General features: G+C 53.8%; 15 protein-coding genes. 7 read left to right on the top strand and 8 right to left on the bottom strand.

What is annotated here, in order from left to right:
• Positions 1–133: 133 nt before the first annotated feature.
• Entirely contained in the window at positions 134–844 is a 711-nt protein-coding gene (locus tag PXG97_RS11715) for an OmpA/MotB family protein (RefSeq protein WP_276497933.1), read from the bottom strand.
• Positions 845–1030: 186 nt separating this feature from the next.
• Entirely contained in the window at positions 1031–1579 is a 549-nt protein-coding gene (locus PXG97_RS11720) for a hypothetical protein (protein ID WP_276497934.1), read from the bottom strand.
• A gap of 109 nt (positions 1580–1688) precedes the next feature.
• Between PXG97_RS11720 and PXG97_RS11725 the strand changes: the two genes are divergently transcribed.
• Positions 1689–2720: an isoaspartyl peptidase/L-asparaginase family protein gene (locus tag PXG97_RS11725; RefSeq protein ID WP_276497935.1), complete on the top strand. Its 1032-nt coding sequence runs from the start codon at positions 1689–1691 to the stop codon at positions 2718–2720.
• 806 nt (positions 2721–3526) lie between these two features.
• Here the strand turns inward: PXG97_RS11725 and PXG97_RS11730 are convergent.
• Positions 3527–3883: a SpoIIAA family protein gene (locus PXG97_RS11730; RefSeq protein WP_276497936.1), complete on the bottom strand. Its 357-nt coding sequence runs from the start codon at positions 3881–3883 to the stop codon at positions 3527–3529.
• 58 nt (positions 3884–3941) lie between these two features.
• Positions 3942–4352, bottom strand: a complete 411-nt coding sequence (locus tag PXG97_RS11735) for a DUF5329 family protein (protein ID WP_276497937.1) — start codon at positions 4350–4352, stop codon at positions 3942–3944.
• 126 nt (positions 4353–4478) lie between these two features.
• On the opposite strand from PXG97_RS11735, the gene PXG97_RS11740 reads away from it, so the two are divergent.
• The 3 genes from PXG97_RS11740 (at position 4479) to PXG97_RS11750 (ending at position 7716) form a co-directional block, all read left to right on the top strand.
• Positions 4479–6410 (top strand): hypothetical protein, encoded by a 1932-nt coding sequence (locus PXG97_RS11740; protein ID WP_276497938.1) that lies wholly within the window; start codon positions 4479–4481, stop codon positions 6408–6410.
• 52 nt (positions 6411–6462) lie between these two features.
• Complete coding sequence (locus PXG97_RS11745) at positions 6463–6972, top strand: DUF421 domain-containing protein (protein ID WP_276497939.1); 510 nt, start codon at positions 6463–6465, stop codon at positions 6970–6972.
• 87 nt (positions 6973–7059) lie between these two features.
• A complete protein-coding gene (locus PXG97_RS11750; protein WP_276497940.1) occupies positions 7060–7716 on the top strand; it encodes a hypothetical protein in 657 nt (218 codons plus the stop codon).
• Positions 7717–7783: 67 nt separating this feature from the next.
• Here the strand turns inward: PXG97_RS11750 and trxA are convergent, their stop codons facing one another.
• Entirely contained in the window at positions 7784–8110 is a 327-nt protein-coding gene (trxA, locus tag PXG97_RS11755; RefSeq protein ID WP_114783039.1) for a thioredoxin, read from the bottom strand.
• Positions 8111–8433: 323 nt separating this feature from the next.
• On the opposite strand from trxA, the gene PXG97_RS11760 reads away from it, so the two are divergent.
• The gene (locus PXG97_RS11760; protein ID WP_276497941.1) at positions 8434–8889 is read left to right on the top strand and encodes a LexA family protein; all 456 of its coding nucleotides are present in this window, start codon (positions 8434–8436) and stop codon (positions 8887–8889) included.
• A 3-nt stretch (positions 8890–8892) separates the two neighbouring features.
• Entirely contained in the window at positions 8893–10155 is a 1263-nt protein-coding gene (locus tag PXG97_RS11765) for a Y-family DNA polymerase (RefSeq protein ID WP_276497942.1), read from the top strand.
• Positions 10156–10196: 41 nt separating this feature from the next.
• Here the strand turns inward: PXG97_RS11765 and PXG97_RS11770 are convergent, their stop codons facing one another.
• Together PXG97_RS11770 and dnaE are read right to left on the bottom strand one after the other, a co-directional pair.
• Complete coding sequence (locus tag PXG97_RS11770) at positions 10197–10727, bottom strand: REP-associated tyrosine transposase (RefSeq protein WP_276497943.1); 531 nt, start codon at positions 10725–10727, stop codon at positions 10197–10199.
• Positions 10728–10994: 267 nt separating this feature from the next.
• Positions 10995–14615: a DNA polymerase III subunit alpha gene (dnaE, locus tag PXG97_RS11775; protein WP_276497944.1), complete on the bottom strand. Its 3621-nt coding sequence runs from the start codon at positions 14613–14615 to the stop codon at positions 10995–10997.
• A 279-nt stretch (positions 14616–14894) separates the two neighbouring features.
• On the opposite strand from dnaE, the gene PXG97_RS11780 reads away from it, so the two are divergent.
• Entirely contained in the window at positions 14895–16217 is a 1323-nt protein-coding gene (locus PXG97_RS11780) for an MFS transporter (RefSeq protein ID WP_276497945.1), read from the top strand.
• Positions 16218–16401: 184 nt separating this feature from the next.
• On the opposite strand, the gene PXG97_RS11785 is transcribed toward PXG97_RS11780, so the two are convergent.
• Complete coding sequence (locus PXG97_RS11785; protein ID WP_276497946.1) at positions 16402–18735, bottom strand: LysM peptidoglycan-binding domain-containing protein; 2334 nt, start codon at positions 18733–18735, stop codon at positions 16402–16404.
• Between the last annotated feature and the right edge of the window lie 147 nt (positions 18736–18882).

Raw genomic sequence — 18882 nt, forward strand, 5'->3', positions numbered from 1 at the left:
TTGAAGCACTTACCCTTGTTTGGGCAGCATAAACTGAACCCGGTGTCCGAGTCATACTTCAGCGGCATAAAGAAAAGCGCCGGTAACCACAGTGGCTACCGGCGCTTTTTATATCAGCTTATGAGGCCTGCAACTAGGCTTTGATGCCCAGGATTTTGTAGATCTCAGAGAAGTCTGGTGTTAGGATGATCTCTGTACGACGGTTCTTCGCTTTCGCCTCAGCAGTACGGCCTGCGTCTACTGGCATGTAGTAAGAACGTCCGGCAGGAGTCACTCTGTCAGGAGACAGACCTTTCTCAGTCATCAGACGCGTGATCTCAGTGGCACGCAGCACACTCAGGTCCCAGTTGTCAGTCAGGTACTTCATGCCGCTCATTACAGAAACGTCATCCGTGTGGCCCTCTACCATCACGCCAACTTCCTGGTTCTTCTTCAGCACGTCCACCAGTTGGTCGATAGCTTTCTTGCCACCAGCGTTCACTTTCGTGCTACCAGTTGCAAACAACAGCTTGTCAGACATAGAAACATACACTTTGCCATCTTTAACAGATACGCTCAGGTCGCTTTCGTTAAAGCCTTTCAGGGCAGTGTTCACCTCGTTTCTCAGGTTGTCGAGGATCTTGTTCTGCTCGTTCATGGCACGCTCCATGTCGGCTAGTTTTTGCTCACGCTCTCTCAGAGAGTTAGAGAGCTCATCAACTTTAGCTTTAGATGCTGCCAGCTCACGCTCCTGGGCTTCTTTGCTTGCCTGCAGGTCTTCGTACTTCTTAGAAGATACACAAGATGCCATCATGGTAGAGCACATCACCAGGGCAAGAGACGCTTTAAAGAAATTGGATTTCATGGGTGATAGTTGTTATTTGTTTGGATAATGTTTGAGAATACTTTGCAAATATGGTAAAAGATAAGTCCGCAAGCTAAGAAAACTCTATTAAACCCAACAGTTTATCCTTTGTTTCTGCTCCAAAACGCGATATTCTTTATAATATTGTATAAGAGCTATATTTTTTCCAACATATTTTCTATCAGCTTATGCCTCTGCTAGATACAGCCGGTGCAGGCGGGGCTGCAAAAACCAGATGCCCAGCGGCAAGAGCAGAAAAAGAAAGAACGTGCCCAGGTACTCGCCCAGCTGCACCTCCCGTCGCTGCTCCACGCTCACCAGCGACCGGGCCGCAAAGTATACTACATACAGGTAACAGAACGTGGCAAACAAATGCATGGGCACCAGCAGCGCCAGCATGCCGAACGGCAGTGTGCCTGCGGCCATGCTATCGCGCACCATAGCCAGCGTGTACACAAACAGCAGTGCGTAGAGCAGGATGTAGAGGTTGCCCAGATGAAAGTACAGCGGCGTGATCTTTATACTTTGCGGCATTCGCCTGAAGAGCCAGGAACCGACCCCCCACAGCCATAGCACATACACTGTGGCCGGCAGCGCGTCGAGCAGCATGGTGCCGAAGCGGCCTTCGCGCACCTGCAGGGCATCCAGCAGCCAAAGCAGGCCGTGCTGCAGCAGAAGCGGAAGCACAAAGAGCAGCAGGAAAGCCTGCCAGTGCCGTAGCCGGAGTAAAAACATAAGTATAACCAGATGTAGGTAAGGCTGCAAGATGAGAAATTTGCGCCGGATACACTAAAAAGCGCTATATTTAACTCTGCTTAACCTAAACCTTCACCTTAACCTAACCATGAAAAAGAGTTTATACTTTCTGTGCCTGTTCCTGCTGGCTGGCTTTGTCAGCCTGGCGCAGAGCAAGCCCGACTACAGCAAAATTACCTTGGTGATACACGGTGGCGCCGGCACCATCACCCGCCAGAACATGACACCGGAGAAAGAGAAAGCCTACCGCGAGAAGCTGAACGAGGCCCTGCAGGTGGGCTACGAGGTGCTTAAAAAGGGCGGCACTAGTATGGACGCTGTGGAGGCCACTATCCACGTAATGGAAAACTCGCCGCTGTTTAACGCCGGCAAGGGCGCTGTGTTCACCAACGAGGGCAAGAACGAGCTGGATGCCGCTGTAATGGACGGCAAAACGCTGATGGCAGGCTCCGTGGCCAGTGTCACGACCATCAAAAACCCAATCTCCGCCGCCCGTGCCGTGATGGAGAAATCCGAGCACGTGATGATGATTGGCAGCGGAGCGGAGCAGTTCGCCAAGCTGCAGGGTATCGAGCTGGTGGATCCGTCCTATTTCCACACCGAGACGCGCTACAACCAGCTGCAGAAGATAAAGGACAAGGAGAAGACACAGCTCGACCACGATGGCGGCACCAGCAGCAACGAGAATATTTTTACAGAAGGCAACAAGTTTGGTACGGTAGGCGCTGTGGCGCTGGATGCCTATGGCAACCTGGCGGCAGGCACCTCCACCGGCGGCATGACGAACAAGCGCTACGGCCGCGTGGGCGATGCGCCGATCATCGGAGCCGGCACGTATGCTGATAACAACACCTGTGCGGTGTCGGCCACCGGGCACGGCGAGTACTTTATCCGCTCAGTAGTAGCCCACGACATTGCTGCCCTGATGGAATATAAAGGCTACTCTGTAAAGAAAGCGGCCGATGAGGTAGTGATGAAGAAGCTGGTGGAGCGCGGCGGCGAAGGCGGCGTGATCGCTTTGGACAGAAAAGGCAACATCGCCATGCCGTTCAACTCTGCAGGCATGTACCGCGGCTATATCAAGAACGGCAAGGCCGAAGTGGCGATCTATAAGGACTAAGCAAAGTATAAGGACTAAGTATAAAGCTTAGCAGCAAAGGCCAACGGGAAACCTCGCTGGCCTTTGCTGTTTTTAGCGGTTTGGGCTCTGTAGCCGGGCCCAACCACCCCTGCCCCTCCTTGGCTTTTTCGAGGGCTCCTACCGCCAGGAGGGGAGCTCTGTAGCTGCTTTGGCTAAAGTATAAGTTTCATGTCAACTGGGGTACATCAGCTTTCATGTCAACTGGGGTACATCAGCAAAAGTATAAACCCACCCCAACCCCTCCCAGGAGGGGAATTTCACCTCACCCCAACCATCTCCTAAGAACAGGAGAGGGAGCTCGGTTCATGTTGCATTGCAAGCAGCTATCGAAATGATCCCAGTCCTTGGGTTGAGCGCCTTGTGAGATCCGGTGCCCGAAGGGCAGCGCCTTGGCGCAGGAGGGAACACAGCGCGATGCCCTTATCGAGGGCCCCTACCCCCAGGACGAGGCCTCCCGGCCTGGAGGGAGCCAAAGCCAGAAGTGAAACGATAGGCTTGTGGGGCTGGAGGATCAGCAGTAGCTAACAAGGATAGCTTGTATCAAGCAAAGGGAAGCAGTGGCTAGTAGCGGCACAAGCGGACGCTTGCGCCAGAGAAAGCTTAAAAATATAGGAAGACACGGGTTGCAAACCCGCGGCAGCGGTGAAGTATAACAGATCATAAGTGTAACAGCAGCCATTCAAAGAATCGGCACAGTGATAACCTGCAAGGTGATGCTGGCTGCTAAAAACACAAAAGGCCGGTAAGTAAACTTGCCGGCCTTTTGCTATGTCATACTTTCTGCCTCACGCATGAATCCACTCCCAAGCCAACTGCCGCTGGGTAAAGTCGAAGTACTTTACATCGGCAGAGGTAAAAGGCTTCGCCATGATCGTGAGCCAATCGATCCATTTCTTGTCGCCCACTAAAGCCACCTTGCTAAAATCAGAGGCATGCTTCAGGTCAAACTTTATATCCTCCCAGAGGGCACGCAGCGACATGTCCTCCACCTCCTGCACCTCGGCGTAAACGCGTATCTTACCGTGCTGCTTGATGCGCTCCTGCAGCAGGGGCAGCATGACGTCGTAGTCGCTGCGGTCCACATCGCCCGAGATCCGGAAAGCAACCAAGTCGTCTTTAGATTGTTCGAGTAGCTGTAGCATAGGGATGGGGTTATGTATTCTGCCTTACGGTTTGCAGTATGTTTGAGTTTTGCAAGTGCTACTGCTCCAGTTGGTTAAGTTCTGTCGTGAGCACCTCGTTGGTGGTTTTGGTAGTGCCGTCGGCAAACCGGATCAGGTAGTCCTTGCCCGAGAGGCCGGAGCGGGAGGCAAGCTCCTCCACAAAGCCTTGGGCCGTTTTTATACTTTCCCGATGTTTTTCCCATTTCGACTCCAGGTGTTCGGCAGCTTCGCGGCAGGTGTGCTCGCTTCCGTTCCGGATAAAGGTGGCACCATCCATTTTAGCGATAAACTGTATCAGGCGCTCTACTTTTTTATCTTCGCTAAGCTTTGGGGCGCTGATTTCAGTGGCAGCCGCTGTGGCCGACTGCGCATAGGCGGTATCTGCGGTGGCTAATCCGGTGCAAATGGTAAAACCCAGCAGCACGGAAGCCTTCGTCTTCGATTTCATATTAATTTTATGATTATAGCGTTATTATTAGCATCTTTAATGCACTTAAGTTCAATCTTTAACGTTTAGTGGTCTCAGTCGGGCTGATGCAGCAGCAGGTGCAGCCTTAAGACAGCAACGTAGTTTATGAGAAAAATAATTTCAGCCCTAATTATTTTACTGGTAAGCCAGCAGGCAACATTCGCGCAACGCAACATAGAAACCCGCCTGGGCTATAGTTACAACGACGAATATCAGTTCTCGGATGAATGGCAGTATCTCTCCACCGATATTTACCTGTTTAACGGCAACAAGTTTACCCGTGTGCTGAACGAGCTGGAGACTGGCTCCCGCAAACCAAAGAAAAAGTACGGCAATGTGCTGGAGTACCTCATGATCACGGCGCAGCTGAAGAACATGAAGGTGTTCGGCAATGATGAGATTGTGTACCCGCTCTATAACTTTGCCATAGACCAGGACAAAAACGACTACAAAACCCAGGTAAGCGATCACCAGGAGGTGGTGCGCATCATCGATAAGATGCCCCTGGGCTCAGCCACTAACAACATCGATGCGGCTATCAACGCCAAGGCTATTACCAATGGCCAGAGCGATCAGGTGTTTAACCTGGTTGCCAACCAGCTGATGGCCATCTCCAAGCTTACCACGCCAACCGGTGCGGTGCTGTCGCTGGTGGGGGAGTTTGGTAACCTGCTCAACTCCAGGGCCAGCCGCAAAGAGTATAAGTTCAGCTCCACCATCCGCCTGTACGAGGGCCAGGATTTTGACACCCGCCTGCACTCGGTGCGCATCTACGTGTTTGTGCCGAGCGATGTGAAGAAGGTGGACATCAAGACCGTGAAGCTGACCGACTACCTGCAGAAGAACCCGAACAAGCTGGACCGCCGCCAGCTGGAGGAGATGACCGGCTACAAGGACTACCCCTTTATGGTGGTGGCCAACTATAAATCGCTGTACAAGATGGATGTGCTGACCGGCGACGAGGTGACGCTGGACCTGATTGAGAAGCGCAAGCTGAAGATACAGACTGCCTACGACCAGCAGCTGATCAACGACGAGACTTTCAGGCAGGAGAAGCTGTTCGTGGAGTTCCTGCGCTCTTTCGCCGACATGAAGCAGAACCTGAACACCTACCGCCTGAACTACCGCAACAACAGCGCCGACATTAACGCCAAGAACCTGTTTGGCATCGTGCAGGAGTATAAGCGCCTAAGGGGTATTTTTGATGCCCGCGAGAAGGAGTTTGCCAGGAACAGCACGTACCAGAACATCTTCCGCTCCGAGTACGAGTCTATCCTGACCAATGCGGACCTGTACCTGGAGGCCGACCATAACCTGAAGAACGGCAAGCTGCTGGTGAACACGCTGCGCGAGCTGGAGAACGACCCGAAATCGTGGAACACCCCGGAGAAGCGTGAGGCGGCGCTGGCCAGGCTGTATGCCATAGAGCTACCGAAGAAGGAGGTGCTGTCTGCCTCGGTGGAGGGGGAGGCCATTGTGCGCCTGACGCAGAAGCTGGAGGAGCAGCAGTACAGCGAGGTGTTTCAGAAGGATGTGCAGCGCCTGGGCGCCACCGAGGCCAACGACGAAACCATGGCGCAGCGCAACACCCTGCTGGAGAAGGCCAGCGCCAGCAAGTGCCAGACCTGCCGCGAAAAGGTGCGCGAGGCCATCACCGACTACAACAAACGCTACGACAGCTTTAAGCTGAGGCAGGCCCTGAAAAAAAAGGAGGAGCTGAACCAGAGTGCCGAGGCCACGGTGTTTAAGTTCCTGAAGCGCCAGCTCTGCATTGCGAATAACCTGCAGCTGGCCTCCGCCTCCACCAACGATAGCCTGGACCAGTACATCAGCCGCATGCACGAGAAGAACAACGAGCTGGGCAAGTCGATCAAAATGCTGGACTCCCTGAACAAGCGGGAGCTAACGGAGGAGCGCCTGGACAAGGTGCAGGAGTATAACGCGCGCCTGCAGCACCAGATACAGGAAGTGGAGAAGGATTTTGAGGTGATCTATACCTTGGACAAGAGCCTGTGTAACTGCGAAGACGCCAGCTAACGGCAAATAGCCTGCTATAACTCTCTGCTGGGGCCTTGCGTTCTGTAGGAGTATGGGAGAGTTTTTCGATCTGATCTTCGGGCTGCAGGAAGAAACGTTAACCTGGTGGCAAATGTCGGCAAGGGCGGTGGGGGTTTTCTTTGCTGCCCTGCTTATTATCCGCATCGGAAACCACCGCATCTTTGGCAAAAACTCTGCCTTCGATATTGTGCTGGGCATCATCTACGGCTCCATCCTGAGCCGTGCCATCACCGGCAATGCCCCTTTCTGGCCTACCTTAGCTGCCGCCTTTGTCCTCGTGATGCTGCATAAGCTGCTGGGGTCCTTCGCTTTCCATTCCCATTTCCGCATGAGTACCTTCCTAAAAGGCTCTGCCAAGATGCTTGTAAAGGACGGCGAGATGCTGTGTGAGGCCATGGAAGAAAGCAGCGTAACTAAAAATGACCTGATGGAGGCCGTCCGGAGCGCTGGTAGCCATGCTGGGGTGGACCGCATAAGGTATGCCTATTTGGAGCGGAGCGGAGAGATCAGCATCATACTTAAAAATGAGGATGAGGAGTAAACAGTAGCTTGCCAGAAGTTGTTGTAGAAAGTAGCGAATGTGGTAAAAGCTGCTTTTATTTGCATTAACCAAAACGGGATGAACTGCATGAGACCTGGCACAATCTGGCTGATAGGGATACTGCTGCTGTTAAGTATGGGCAGCCATGGCCAGGATGTGAAGTTGAAGGAGGTGGTGGTTCGGCCGAACCTGCGCAAGGAGGTGCTGGGCACCAGGCAGAAGAAAGCCGATTACGGCCATGGCGGCAGCAAAGAGTACCCGCACTACCAAACGGCCTTCCACATACCCGCTAACGGGCGGCAGGGCTTTATTGACAGGGTGGGCGTGTACATCTACCACAAGCGCACCTTCCCCGACCTGTTCAGCGGGCCAAACAGCCTGCAGCTATACTTGTACGCGGTTGATTCTACCGGTGCGCCGGGTAAGCCGCTGTTGCCGTACCCCATCACCATACGGCCCAAAAACAATACCTACTGGCACTGGATCGATATATCAGAGTATAACTTGGCGCTGCCGCAAGAAGGCGTTTTTGCTGCCGTGGGCTGGCCGCAAGCCAGCCGCTACGACAGCGGCCCCTATGTAGGCATGACAAACGAGTGCGACACTTGCTGGTTTTATGTGTACCGGTTTATGACAGATGAGCCTATCTGGATCAAGGTTGACCAGACAAAGGATACAGGGGATAGGAAAGAGGAGGCATTTAAGCAGAACCTGATGGTGCGGCTGGAGGTGTCGGTGAAATAGAGCAGCAAAATAAAAAGCCCCTCCTGTGCAGGAGGGGCTTTTCTATACTTTATAAGATTACGTTTGCTTACGCCATCTGGGCATCCAGCTTCTGAGAAAGCACGTTTTTAGGCACTGCGCCTACTTGCTTGTCTACCACCTCGCCGTTTTTGAACACCAGCAGGGTAGGGATGCTGCGGATACCGAACTTGGCAGAAGTTTGTGGGTTTGCGTCCACGTCTACCTTGCCGATCACGGCTTTGCCTTCGTACTCACCAGCCAGTTCCTCTACGATCGGGCCTACCATGCGGCACGGTCCGCACCACTCTGCCCAAAAGTCTACCAGCACTGGTTTATCTGAATTGATGATCTCATCAAAATTCGCGTCTGTGATTTCTATCGCCTTGTTAGCCATAATTTTATCGTTTTGTTGTGTTTATTTCAATGGTTAAATATAGTAACAATAACAGGTTTGGCAAATTCAGCACCAAACTTCCGCCGCCTGACAAGCTGTCGGGTTTAACAGTAGCAAGAACAGTAAGCGCCCGCTTTTGTTTTACTTACGACAGACAGCACCATTGGATACTGTTACGTTTGTATAAACAAATGTTGTAAATAAAAGTTTCAGATGCAAGTTTGGGTACTTGGAAGTGTGGGAAAGGCGATTTTTAAGGCTGAGTTGCTAAAAATATTAGCTTTATATATATGTTTTGCTAATTTTGTTCGTAAAGCAACTATATGGAAGCTACAACTACACTTAAAATACACTACACACCTGATCTGTACGACCTCGCCTACGATACAGAAGGGATGCTGCTACTTTTCGGCACTGCCGTACGGGCCGGGTTCCCAAGCCCTGCCGCCGACTACTCAGCCGACCCCATAGACCTGAACAAGTATATCTCGGAGAACCCGACGGCCACGTTTCTGGTGCGGGTGGAGGGTGACTCCATGATAGGCGCTCACATAGAACCGGGTGATTTGGCCGTGATCGACCGCTCCGTGAAGGCCGTTACTGGCAAGATTGTGTTGGCCTTTGTGGACGGGGAATTCACGATCAAGCGGCTCATTCAGAAGAAGGACGGCGCATACCTGCAGCCCGAGAACCCCAACTATAAAGCCATGAAAGTAGACAGGCCGGAGGGCGGACAGATATGGGGCGTAGTGGTGGGGGTAGTTAAAAAGTTTAAGTAAGCCATGACCTCCCTGTTTGCCCTAGTAGATTGCAATAACTTTTATGCGAGCTGTGAGCGCGTGTTTAACCCTGCCCTGGATGGAAAGCCAGTGGTGGTGCTCTCCAACAACGACGGGTGCATCATCGCCCTTAGCAACGAGGCTAAGGCGCTGGGCATAAAAATGGGCACGCCCTACTTTCAGGCACGGCCCCAACTGGAGCAGTGCGGTGTAGCAGTGTTCAGCTCCAACTATGAACTGTACGGCGACATGTCGCGGAGGGTGGTGGAGACGCTGCAGCAGTTTACGCCTAACCTGGAGGTATACTCCATCGACGAAAGCTTCCTGGACTTAGGCGACTTCTACAAAACCGACATCCAAAGCTACGCCCGAAGTATAAAAAACACCGTGGGGCAGTGGACGGGCATTCCCGTAGCCGTGGGGGTTGCGGCCACCAAAACGCTGGCCAAGGTGGCGAACCGCATCTCCAAAAAATCGGAAAAGGCACAAGGGGTGCTGGTGCTAACAGACGAGCGCCACATAGAGGCCGCGTTGAAGCGGACAGAAGTAGGCGATGTGTGGGGCATTGGCCGGCGCTACGCCACTAAACTGGCTAGCCTGGGGGTGTACACCGCCTGGGACCTGCGCAACGTAACCGATGCCTTTGCCAAAAAGCACCTGACCGTAGTGGGCTTGCGCACGGTAAAAGAGCTGCGTGGCGAGCCCTGTATGGAGTTGGAGCACATGCCGCCGCCTAAGCAGAACATCTGCACCTCACGCAGCTTCGGGGAAACCCTGACCGAACTGGCAGACCTGGAGGAGGCCCTGTCCACACACACGGTCCGGTGCGCCACCAAGCTGCGCAGGCAAAAGTCATGCGCCGGCGTGATGACGGTTTTCCTGATGACGAACCGCTTTACGGAGCAGCACTACTACTATAGCCGGACCATCAAGCTCGACAGCCCCACCAACAGCGAGCTCGAGTTGCTCCGCAACGCCGTAAAAGCCCTGCAGCAGCTTTACCGCCCGGGCCTGCAGTATAAAAAAGCGGGCGTTATACTTTCTGATATCGTGCCGGCCAGCCAGGTACAGCTCTCGTTGCTCGGCAGCCACAACGTGGAGCGTGACACCAGGCTGATGCACGTGCTCGACAACCTGCGCGAAAAGTATGGCACCAAGCTGGTAAAGTACGCCGTGCAGGGCAGCGGCAAAAAGTGGCAGCTAAAAGAGGAGCATATTTCGGCATGCTATACCACGGATATAGGCAAGTTGCTTAAGGTCGGGTAAAAGTAAATTGGGGAGGAAAGGCCAAAATTAGTCTAGCAGCGCTACCTGTAGCAGGCCATTATCTCAGCATAGTTACCGGCGGAGCTATACCTGTAGTGTTCCGGTTCGTTCACCCACTCCGCCCGCACCGGATTCTGGTGCAGGTAATTTAGCTTTTGATCGATAAAAGCATTGGATGTTAGTTCCTTCGCCTCATTGCCATCCTGCCATACTTTGTAGTGGCGTACTTTAGGATTTAGTTTGGCGTTAAACTCAAAGCGGTGCAGCAGCCATTGCCTGCGGCTCTCGGGCTCTTCCTGTATGGTAGTCACTATTTTACGACTAGTGAACTGCTTAAAATCACGGAGAATGTCTGAGAGGTTTTTATCTTCGGCTGTGGAGGCAATGAGGTGGAGGTGGTTGCTCATTAATACCCCTGCATGAAGTCGCAGGCCTTTTTTCTCCTGACAGAATTTTAAGGCATCCACAATGATGTGTTTGTAAACAGGGCGGGTAAAAACATCCACCCAGTCCACCACCGTCATCGTCAGAAAGTATAAACCGCCGGGTATGATTCTGTTTTTCAGCCCCATGCCGGTTTTATACTTTGTTTAAGTGTTTGCTGTTTCGGATTAAGAAATCCGAAACTATACCTGAAGCGGATTTCCTAGTCCGCATTACTCGGTATGGGGATGAGGAAACCCCCAGCAGAAGGCTTTCGGACTAGGAAGTCCGAAAGAGCAAAGAGAGCAATGAGTAAAAACAAAAAGAGGCATACTATCATAGCATGCCTCTTTTATACTTTATGGAAACGGGAAGATTCATCTCCAAATCTTCTCATCTCCCAATCTTCAAATCTATCAGATCAACTTACACTCTCCCAGCCCCATGTCCTTGATTGAAGTTAGGAACAGCTTTGGGTCAATTCTATACTTGCGGGAGTAAGTTGGCAAGGCCAGTTTCTCCTCCGGCACATGTAGCGTGATTTCCAGGCGTTTCTGGCCGGTGCTAGCCATAATGGCGCTCTCCAGCGCCTCAGCCAGGTTTGGCGTAAAATGCTGCAGGTTGATGTTAAGCTGCACGCCCTGCGCCATCTTGTCCATCACGTCGCCCAGCAGCTGGATGTTCTGCGGCTTCAGCTCCCACTGGTCCTCGGATTTGTAACGCAGCTGCACCTTACCCCGGATGAACAAGTATAAGCCCATCTTCAGGTAAGGCGAGAACTTCACGTAATCCTCCCCGAACAGCGCCATCTGCATCGACGTGTCATAATCCTCAATGGTGAACAGGGCAAACGGGTTACCGTTCTTGGCCGTGCGGATCACCACATCCGTTACCATGCCAGCCACGTTTACATCACGGTTTTTATACTCTTCTATTCTATTTAGCGGACAAGTACAGTAAGAGTCGATCTCCAGCTTAAACTGATCGAGCGGGTGGCCCGACATATAGAAGCCCACCACTTCTTTCTCACGGCGAAGCATCTCAGCTTGTGTCCACACGGGCACCTCAGGTATCTTTGGGAGTGGGGCAGCCACAGCCGCACTACCGCCAAACAACGACTGCTGCGCCGCCTGCTGCTCTGCCTGGTAACTGTTGCCATAGCGCACCGCTTTCTCCAGCACACTCATACTTTCGCCTTCCGGTATCTCGATCAGCTGGGCGCGGTGGTATAGTTCCCAGGAGTCGAAGCAGCCGGCTAGGGCCATACTTTCAAACGTCTTCTTGTTCACGGCGCGCAGGTTAATGCGCTTGGCAAAGTCGAAGATGTCCTGGTACAGGCCATTTTCACGCTCTGAAATGATCGCTTCCACGGCAGCTTCACCGGTACCTTTTATCGCACCTAAGCCGAAACGGATCTGGCCCTGCTCGTTCACGTTGAACTTCAGCAACGATTCGTTCACGTCCGGCCCCAGTACGTCAACACCTTGTTTGCGGGCTTCCTCAATAAAGAACGTCACCTTCTTGATGTCGTTCATGTTGTTGGTTAGCACGGCGGCCATGTACTCGGCAGGGTAGTGGGCCTTCAGGTAACCTGTCTGATAAGCTACTACAGAGTAGGCGGCGGAGTGGGAGCGGTTGAAGCCGTACTGGGCGAACTTCTCCATCACGTCGAACACCTCGGAGGCCTTCTTGGCCGGGATTTTGTGGATCTCGGCGGCTCCGGCAATGAATTTCTCACGCTCCTCGGCCATCTTCTTCATGTCCTTCTTACCCATGGCGCGGCGCAGCAAGTCGGCGCCACCCAGCGAGTAGCCGGCCAGGATCTGGGCTGTCTGCATGATCTGCTCCTGGTACACCATGATGCCGTAGGAGTAGTTCAGGATCGGCTCCAGCAGTTCGTGTGGATATTCCACCTCCTCTTTACCATGCTTGCGGTTAATGAAGTTCGGGATGAACTGCATCGGGCCCGGGCGGTAAAGGGCGTTCATGGCGATCAGGTCTTCAATGTTGGTGGGCTGCAGGTCCTTGAGGTACATGCGCATGCCCTCCGACTCGAACTGGAACGTGCCAATGGTGTCGCCGCGCTGATAAAGCTGGTACGTCTTCTCGTCATCAATGGGAATCTCGTCTATATCGATTTCAACGCCATGGTTCTTCTTGATGAGTTCCAGGGCGTCTTTGATGATGGTCAGGGTTTTCAGGCCCAGGAAGTCCATCTTCAGCATGCCCGCGCTCTCAATCACCTTCCCGTCGAACTGCGTCACGAGCAGGTCGGCGTCTTTGGAGGTAGAAACCGGGATGTAGTTGGTGATGTCGTCGGGGGCGATAATCACACCCGCGGCGTGGATACCGGTGTTACGCACCGAGCCTTCCAACTTTTCAGCCAGCTTCAGTACAGCGGCACGATGGTCGTCCCCTTCGCGTATAGCGGCCAGGTCCAGGTTCTCCATAAAGGCCTTGGCCAGCGTGGTGCCCGGGGTGTCCGGCACCATCTTCGCCAGTTCATTGGCCTCGGCAAGCGGCAGAGAAGTAGAGCGCGCCACGTCTTTAATGGACGATTTGGCCGCCATGGTGCCGAAGGTGATGATCTGGGCCACCTGCGTCTTGCCATACTTGTCCACCACGTAGTCGATCACGCGCTGGCGGTTCACGTCGTCAAAGTCAATATCAATATCGGGCATGGATACACGCTCCGGATTCAGGAATCGCTCAAACAGCAGGTTATACTTGATCGGATCGATGTTGGTGATACCGATGCAGTAAGCCACCGCCGAACCAGCCGCAGATCCACGGCCCGGACCAACGAAAACGCCCATGTCGCGGCCACGGTTGATGAAATCCTGCACAATGAGGAAGTAACCGGCAAAACCCATGGTCTCAATGATCCGAAGTTCGTAGTCCAGTCGCTCTTCTACTTCAGGCGTGATCTCGGTATAGCGCTTTTTGGCGCCCTCGTAAGTGAGGTGGCGCAGGAAAGCATCCGGACCGGCGTGCTCCGCCGGAATCGGGAAGTTGGGCAGCAGGATATCGCGCTTCAGTTTCGGCGGCGTGATCTTGTCTACAATCTCGTTGGTGTTGTCCACGGCCTCCGGCACATCCCTGAACAGCTCGTTCATCTCGGCCTGCGACTTGAAGTAGAACTGGTCGTTGGGGAAGCCGAAGCGTGTTTTGGGGCCCGCCTCGTCGATGCGTTGCAGCATCTGGCGCACGCTGGCGTTGTTGCTATACTTCTGGCGCACGTTCTCCACGGTATCGTAAATCACCTTCTGGTCGTCCGTCAGGAAGCGGTAATATTTTGTGGTGAAGTCACCCACCGGCGTGCTCTGGTCCTCGCCGGTGTTCACGCAGAGCAGGATGTCGTGTGCGTTCCAGTCCTCCTGGTCCACATAATGCGAGTCGTTGGTGCAGATCACCTTCACGTTATACTTTGCAGCAAACTTGAGCAGCACCTGGTTTACGTCCTCCTGGCTCTTGCCGGTGCCGTCGATGTTCATCAGGCCATGGCGCTGCAGCTCCACGTAATAATCCTCCCCAAACACGTCCAGCCACCATTTAAAGATTTCCTCGGCCTCTTCCTCGGTTTTCCAAAGGATGGCCTGCGGCACCTCGGCACCAATGCAGCAGCTGGTGGCAATCAGGCCTTTGCTATACTTGAGCAGCAGCTCCTTGTCGATGCGTGGCCATTTGCTGTACATGCCCTCAATGTAGGACATGGAGCAGAGCTTGGCCAGGTTCTGGTAGCCTTCCTGGTCTTTGGCCAGCAGCAACTGGTGGTGGCGCACATCCTTTACCTCCTTGCTGAAGGTTTTCTGATGGCGGTCCGTTACCAGGTAAAACTCGCAGCCCACGATCGGCTTCACGTTATACTTGTTAGCCTCGTTCACGAAGTTGAAGGCGGCGAACATGTTGCCGTGGTCGGTCATGGCCACGGCGGGCATGCCATCGGCCTGCGCCTTTTTCATGAGCGCGCCAATGCTGGCCTGGCCGTCAAGCAGCGAGTACTGCGTGTGCGTGTGTAAATGCGAAAAAACAGGCATTTAGGAGGAATTATGAATTACGAATGAAGAATTAACAATGACTTTTCTGATAGAGCGCATCTATACTTTTTAGCCATTTTCGGGATGTTAAAATTACGGAAAAACGGGCCATCTCCCAAACCCAAAGCGGCCTTTGCTGTAACAATTATAAGCCAAGATTAGTCCCGCACCTGTAAACAGAATTTCAGGTGAAATCAGGTAAAACAAAGTATAACTCTTAAACTTGAACTTCTCGTACGTATAGGCTTGTGCTGGAGAAAGTGCAGCAGAACATAAACTATGGCAGCAGCAGTAGGAAAATTGAGTGGCATGTTTCGGGCGCTGAAGTCGCGGAACTACAGGTTGTTCTTTGTGGGGCAGGGAATCTCGCTGATCGGTACCTGGATGCAGCAGATTGCCCTGAGCTGGCTGGTGTACCGCCTTACCGACTCAGTGTTCCTGCTGGGCGCCGTTACCTTCTCCAGCCAGATCCCCTCGTTTGTGCTTGGGCCCTTTGCCGGGGTGCTGGCCGATAAGTTTGACCGCCACAAGGTGCTGCTCGTTACGCAGACGCTCTCCATGGTACAGGCCTCCACACTGGCGGCGCTCGTGCTCACTAACACGATAGAAATATGGCATGTGCTGGCGCTAAGTGCGTTTCTGGGGGTTATCAACGGCTTCGACATAGCCACGCGGCAGGCCTTTGTGGTGGAGATGGTGGAGCGGCGCGAGGACCTGAGCAATGCCATTGCCTTAAACTCCTCGCTCTTTAACATGGCGCGCCTGGTGGGGCCTACCATTGCCGGCCTGCTGATCGCGGCGGTGGGAGAGGGCACCTGTATCCTGATCAATGCGGTGAGTTACATCGCCGTGATCGGGTCGCTGCTGTTGATGCGGCTGAGGCCGTTTGAGCGGGTGCGGCAGGAACGCAAGGTGTGGCAATCGCTGAAGGATGGCTTCGAATACGCGTTTGGCTTTCCGCCTATCCGGGCCCTGATCATGATCGTGGCGCTGCTGAGCCTGTTCGGGATGCCGTTTACGGTGCTGCTGCCGGTTTTCGCCCGCGATATTCTGCATGGCGGGGCCAACACACTGGGTTATCTGATGGGGGCTTCTGGCTTTGGTGCCCTGGGCGGGGCGCTGTTCCTGGCGCAGCGGAAATCGGTGGTAGGGCTTGGCAAGGTAATCATCTGCACCATGTCGCTCTTCGGGCTGGCGCTCATAGCCTTTTCCTTTTCTAAAATGCTGCTGCTCTCGCTGGTGCTCATGCTCTTCAGTGGCTTTGGCATGATCGTGACGATGGCCTCGTGCAACACCCTTTTGCAAACGCTGGTGGACGATGACAAGCGTGGCCGCGTGATGAGCCTGTACTCGACGGCCTTCATGGGCATGGCCCCGATCGGCAGCATGCTGGCCGGCTCGGTGGCGGAGCATGTGGGGGTGGGCTATACTTTGGCTGGGTGCGGTTTGCTGTGCACCTTCAGTATTATCCCATTTGCCGTAAACCGGCCAAAGCTCCGCCGCATGGTGCAGCCTATTTACGAGCGCCTCGGCATCGTGCCGGAGATTGCCACCGGGCTGCAGGCCGCCTCCAGCTTAACCTCTGCGCAGGAGGAGCAGTAGGCTGGTTGATAGTTGTTTGTTGCTCGTTATTCGGTTTTGGTGAAGGAAAAAAGAAAAGCTGACCGTAAAGTCAGCTTTTATACTTCTATGCACTTTTATACTTGAATGTAACTGTAATTCCTCAGTGAATAGTCGGCGCTCTCCTCACACTATACTTCTAACAACCAACAACGAATAACCAAAACTACTTCTTCCGTATCTCCAGCTTTTCGCCGGCACTTACCGAGAAATCCGGTTTGTTGTTCCACTCCATGATGTCTTTGATGGTCACATCATATTTGCGCGAGATCTGGTACATGCTTTCGCCGGCAGCTACGGTGTGGTAAACTACGCCTGTGGTTTTGCTGCTGCTTGTGGCAGTGGTAGCTGGCGCAGCAGCGGCCGGTGCGGCAGGAGCCTTCACGCGTAGTTCCTGGCCTAAGCTAAGGGCGCTGCCCTGCAAGCTGTTCCACTGGCGCAACTGGTCTACCGTCACGTTATACTTCCTGGAAATCTGGTAAAGCGTTTCGCCCGCTGCCACAGTATGGTAAGCGTTGCTGGTGCTCAGCAGGGTGGCCGGGGTTTCTGCGGCCTCTTCTGTGAACGGAGAGGCAACCGGCTGCTGCAGCGGCTCCGCGATTAGCAGCTCCTGCCCCAGCTTCAGCGGAGCGTCGCTCAGGCTGTTCCAGGCTACCAGGTCATCTATGCTTACGGCATATGTCCTGGAGATGCCCCAAAGGGTTTCACCCTGTTTCACGATGTGTGTGGTAGCGTTTGCCGTTGGTTGCTGCACCGGAGCAGGGGCCTTGGCTGGCGCTGTCGTTTTAACTGGTGCCGCAGCAGTAGCAGCCGGGGTTTCATTTTCCGCCTTGGCTACTTCAGCCTCCCCGGTTACAAACGGGTCCACTTCTACTTCCGGGGCTGGCTCTAGTTCCGGCTCCTCTTCCGCAAACACTTCTTCTGCCTCTACTGGCTTAGCTTTCTCCGTTTTGGCTGCTCCAGGGTATAGGCTTGGTTTCTCAGTGGCCGGAGCCTGTGTAGATGGAGCCTTAGCTGCGGAAGCCTTCTCTACCACTACTGCTTCCTCCACTGCTTCTTCCTCCGGCACGGTTTCTTCGCGAACAGGAGCTGTGGTTACAGCCGCATCCCTCTCCGGCTGCGATTCTCCCTTCAGTTTACTGATGAGGCGGGTGAAGAAGTTTTCCCGTTGAGGAGCAGGCTCAGATGTGCTGGCTACCGGCTCATACTTTTCTTTTGAGGTGGTGGCCACCTTGGCTTTGTTCAGGTCGCGCACCTCTACCGGGGTGTTGGCAGGGCGGCGTTTCTGAAGCCACAGCACGCGGCCTGGCACCGGCACCTCGTTGCGCTTCATACGGTTTTTAAACAGCAGGTAGCTCAGGCGCATGCCGTAGTGCTGCGAAATCAGCTGCATGGTCTCGCCGGCCTGCACCACGTGGAACTCCGCATCGGCCGTGGTGCGCTTCGGCTCGATGTAGTAAGCAGTGCCTTCCTCAATCTCATCGAAGCTGTGCATGTCGTTATACTTCAGGAACTGGCGGGTGGAGATGCCTGCCTGAAGCGCCAGCTTGTCTTTGGTGTCGCCATCTCGTGCCACCAGTGCGTTCAGGTTGTTACGCTTTACCATGGCGGCAGAGGCTTTGCCGGCGTTGGTCTGGCGCGGTAGGGCAGGGGTGGTCTCTCTGGCAGATGCCACCAGGCTTACATCGCTGCCGTTACGCACCGGCACCATCACGTAGTAGTCCTTATCCGATGGAATGGCGTTGCCCAGCAGCCACTTGTTATACTTCTCCAGCTCGCTGTAATCGGTTTTGGTGGCCAGGGCGATTTCTGAGAGGCTTTGGCCCGGAGTGGCCCGCAGCTCGCGCAGCGATACCGCCGGCGGATTGGCCTTGCCCACAAAGGCGTCGTAGGCCACCTTGTGCGCCAGGAAGGTCAGGATATATTCGTTCGTGTGCTCGGTGATGTGCATCTGCTTGGCACCGTTGTCAGAAGGCTTGGTGTAGGCCTTGGCACCGCTGTAGCCCAGGTAGTACGACAGCAGCGAGTTAAGCCAGTTGTTGTAGTGGTTGTTGCTGCGCAGGAAGTATTTGGCAGCGCCCCGGCTGGCCTCCACAATGTGGCGGCGCTCATCCACGTGGCGGTCTATGCGCAGGTTAAAATCCTGGGCGGCCTCACGCTTAAACTGCCAGTAGCCCACGGCGTTGGAGGTAGACACGGCATCGCCGATCAGGCCGCTTTCCTGCAGGGCCAGGTATTTGTAGTCGTCCGGAACGCCTTCTTCCTTAAACACACGCTCAATAATCGGAAAGTAAGCATCTGCCAGGTCCACCTTCATCTGGAAGTATAGCTGGCTGCGCTGCAAGGCATCTACCTTTTTCTGTATCTCGGCCTGCGCCCTATTGTTGAGCTTCAGGTGGATATCGGCAAAATAGATGTTGTGGGGTACGGTTACCCCTTGCGCCAGTGCCAGCAGGGGCAAGAGCAGGAGTGCAAGAAACGTGGCAAAGGATTTCCTCATGACGAGAGACGCTTAAGTTTGATTAACTGTGATACCGGAGGCTCTACTTTCTGTTGAGTTAACTATAGTTAAATGACTATATGTTAATGTGTTTAAGATAGAATATAGCTAATGCAAAATTAACGGAAAAAGCTTCGTATTCTAAAA

This window comes from Pontibacter litorisediminis, from assembly GCF_029360645.1.
Lineage (GTDB): Bacteria > Bacteroidota > Bacteroidia > Cytophagales > Hymenobacteraceae > Pontibacter > Pontibacter litorisediminis.

Excerpts from the sequence above, each read along its gene's own strand:
- PXG97_RS11765 (WP_276497942.1), top strand. The coding sequence starts at position 8,893 with ATGACCTCCCTGTTTGCCCTAGTAGATTGCAATAACTTTTATGCGAGC.
- PXG97_RS11770 (WP_276497943.1), bottom strand. The coding sequence starts at position 10,727 with ATGGGGCTGAAAAACAGAATCATACCCGGCGGTTTATACTTTCTGACG.
- PXG97_RS11740 (WP_276497938.1), top strand. The coding sequence starts at position 4,479 with ATGAGAAAAATAATTTCAGCCCTAATTATTTTACTGGTAAGCCAGCAG.
- PXG97_RS11745 (WP_276497939.1), top strand. The coding sequence starts at position 6,463 with ATGGGAGAGTTTTTCGATCTGATCTTCGGGCTGCAGGAAGAAACGTTA.
- dnaE (WP_276497944.1), bottom strand. The coding sequence starts at position 14,615 with ATGCCTGTTTTTTCGCATTTACACACGCACACGCAGTACTCGCTGCTT.
- PXG97_RS11730 (WP_276497936.1), bottom strand. The coding sequence starts at position 3,883 with ATGCTACAGCTACTCGAACAATCTAAAGACGACTTGGTTGCTTTCCGG.
- PXG97_RS11715 (WP_276497933.1), bottom strand. The coding sequence starts at position 844 with ATGAAATCCAATTTCTTTAAAGCGTCTCTTGCCCTGGTGATGTGCTCT.
- PXG97_RS11760 (WP_276497941.1), top strand. The coding sequence starts at position 8,434 with ATGGAAGCTACAACTACACTTAAAATACACTACACACCTGATCTGTAC.
- trxA (WP_114783039.1), bottom strand. The coding sequence starts at position 8,110 with ATGGCTAACAAGGCGATAGAAATCACAGACGCGAATTTTGATGAGATC.
- PXG97_RS11725 (WP_276497935.1), top strand. The coding sequence starts at position 1,689 with ATGAAAAAGAGTTTATACTTTCTGTGCCTGTTCCTGCTGGCTGGCTTT.
- PXG97_RS11750 (WP_276497940.1), top strand. The coding sequence starts at position 7,060 with ATGAGACCTGGCACAATCTGGCTGATAGGGATACTGCTGCTGTTAAGT.
- PXG97_RS11780 (WP_276497945.1), top strand. The coding sequence starts at position 14,895 with ATGGCAGCAGCAGTAGGAAAATTGAGTGGCATGTTTCGGGCGCTGAAG.
- PXG97_RS11785 (WP_276497946.1), bottom strand. The coding sequence starts at position 18,735 with ATGAGGAAATCCTTTGCCACGTTTCTTGCACTCCTGCTCTTGCCCCTG.
- PXG97_RS11735 (WP_276497937.1), bottom strand. The coding sequence starts at position 4,352 with ATGAAATCGAAGACGAAGGCTTCCGTGCTGCTGGGTTTTACCATTTGC.
- PXG97_RS11720 (WP_276497934.1), bottom strand. The coding sequence starts at position 1,579 with ATGTTTTTACTCCGGCTACGGCACTGGCAGGCTTTCCTGCTGCTCTTT.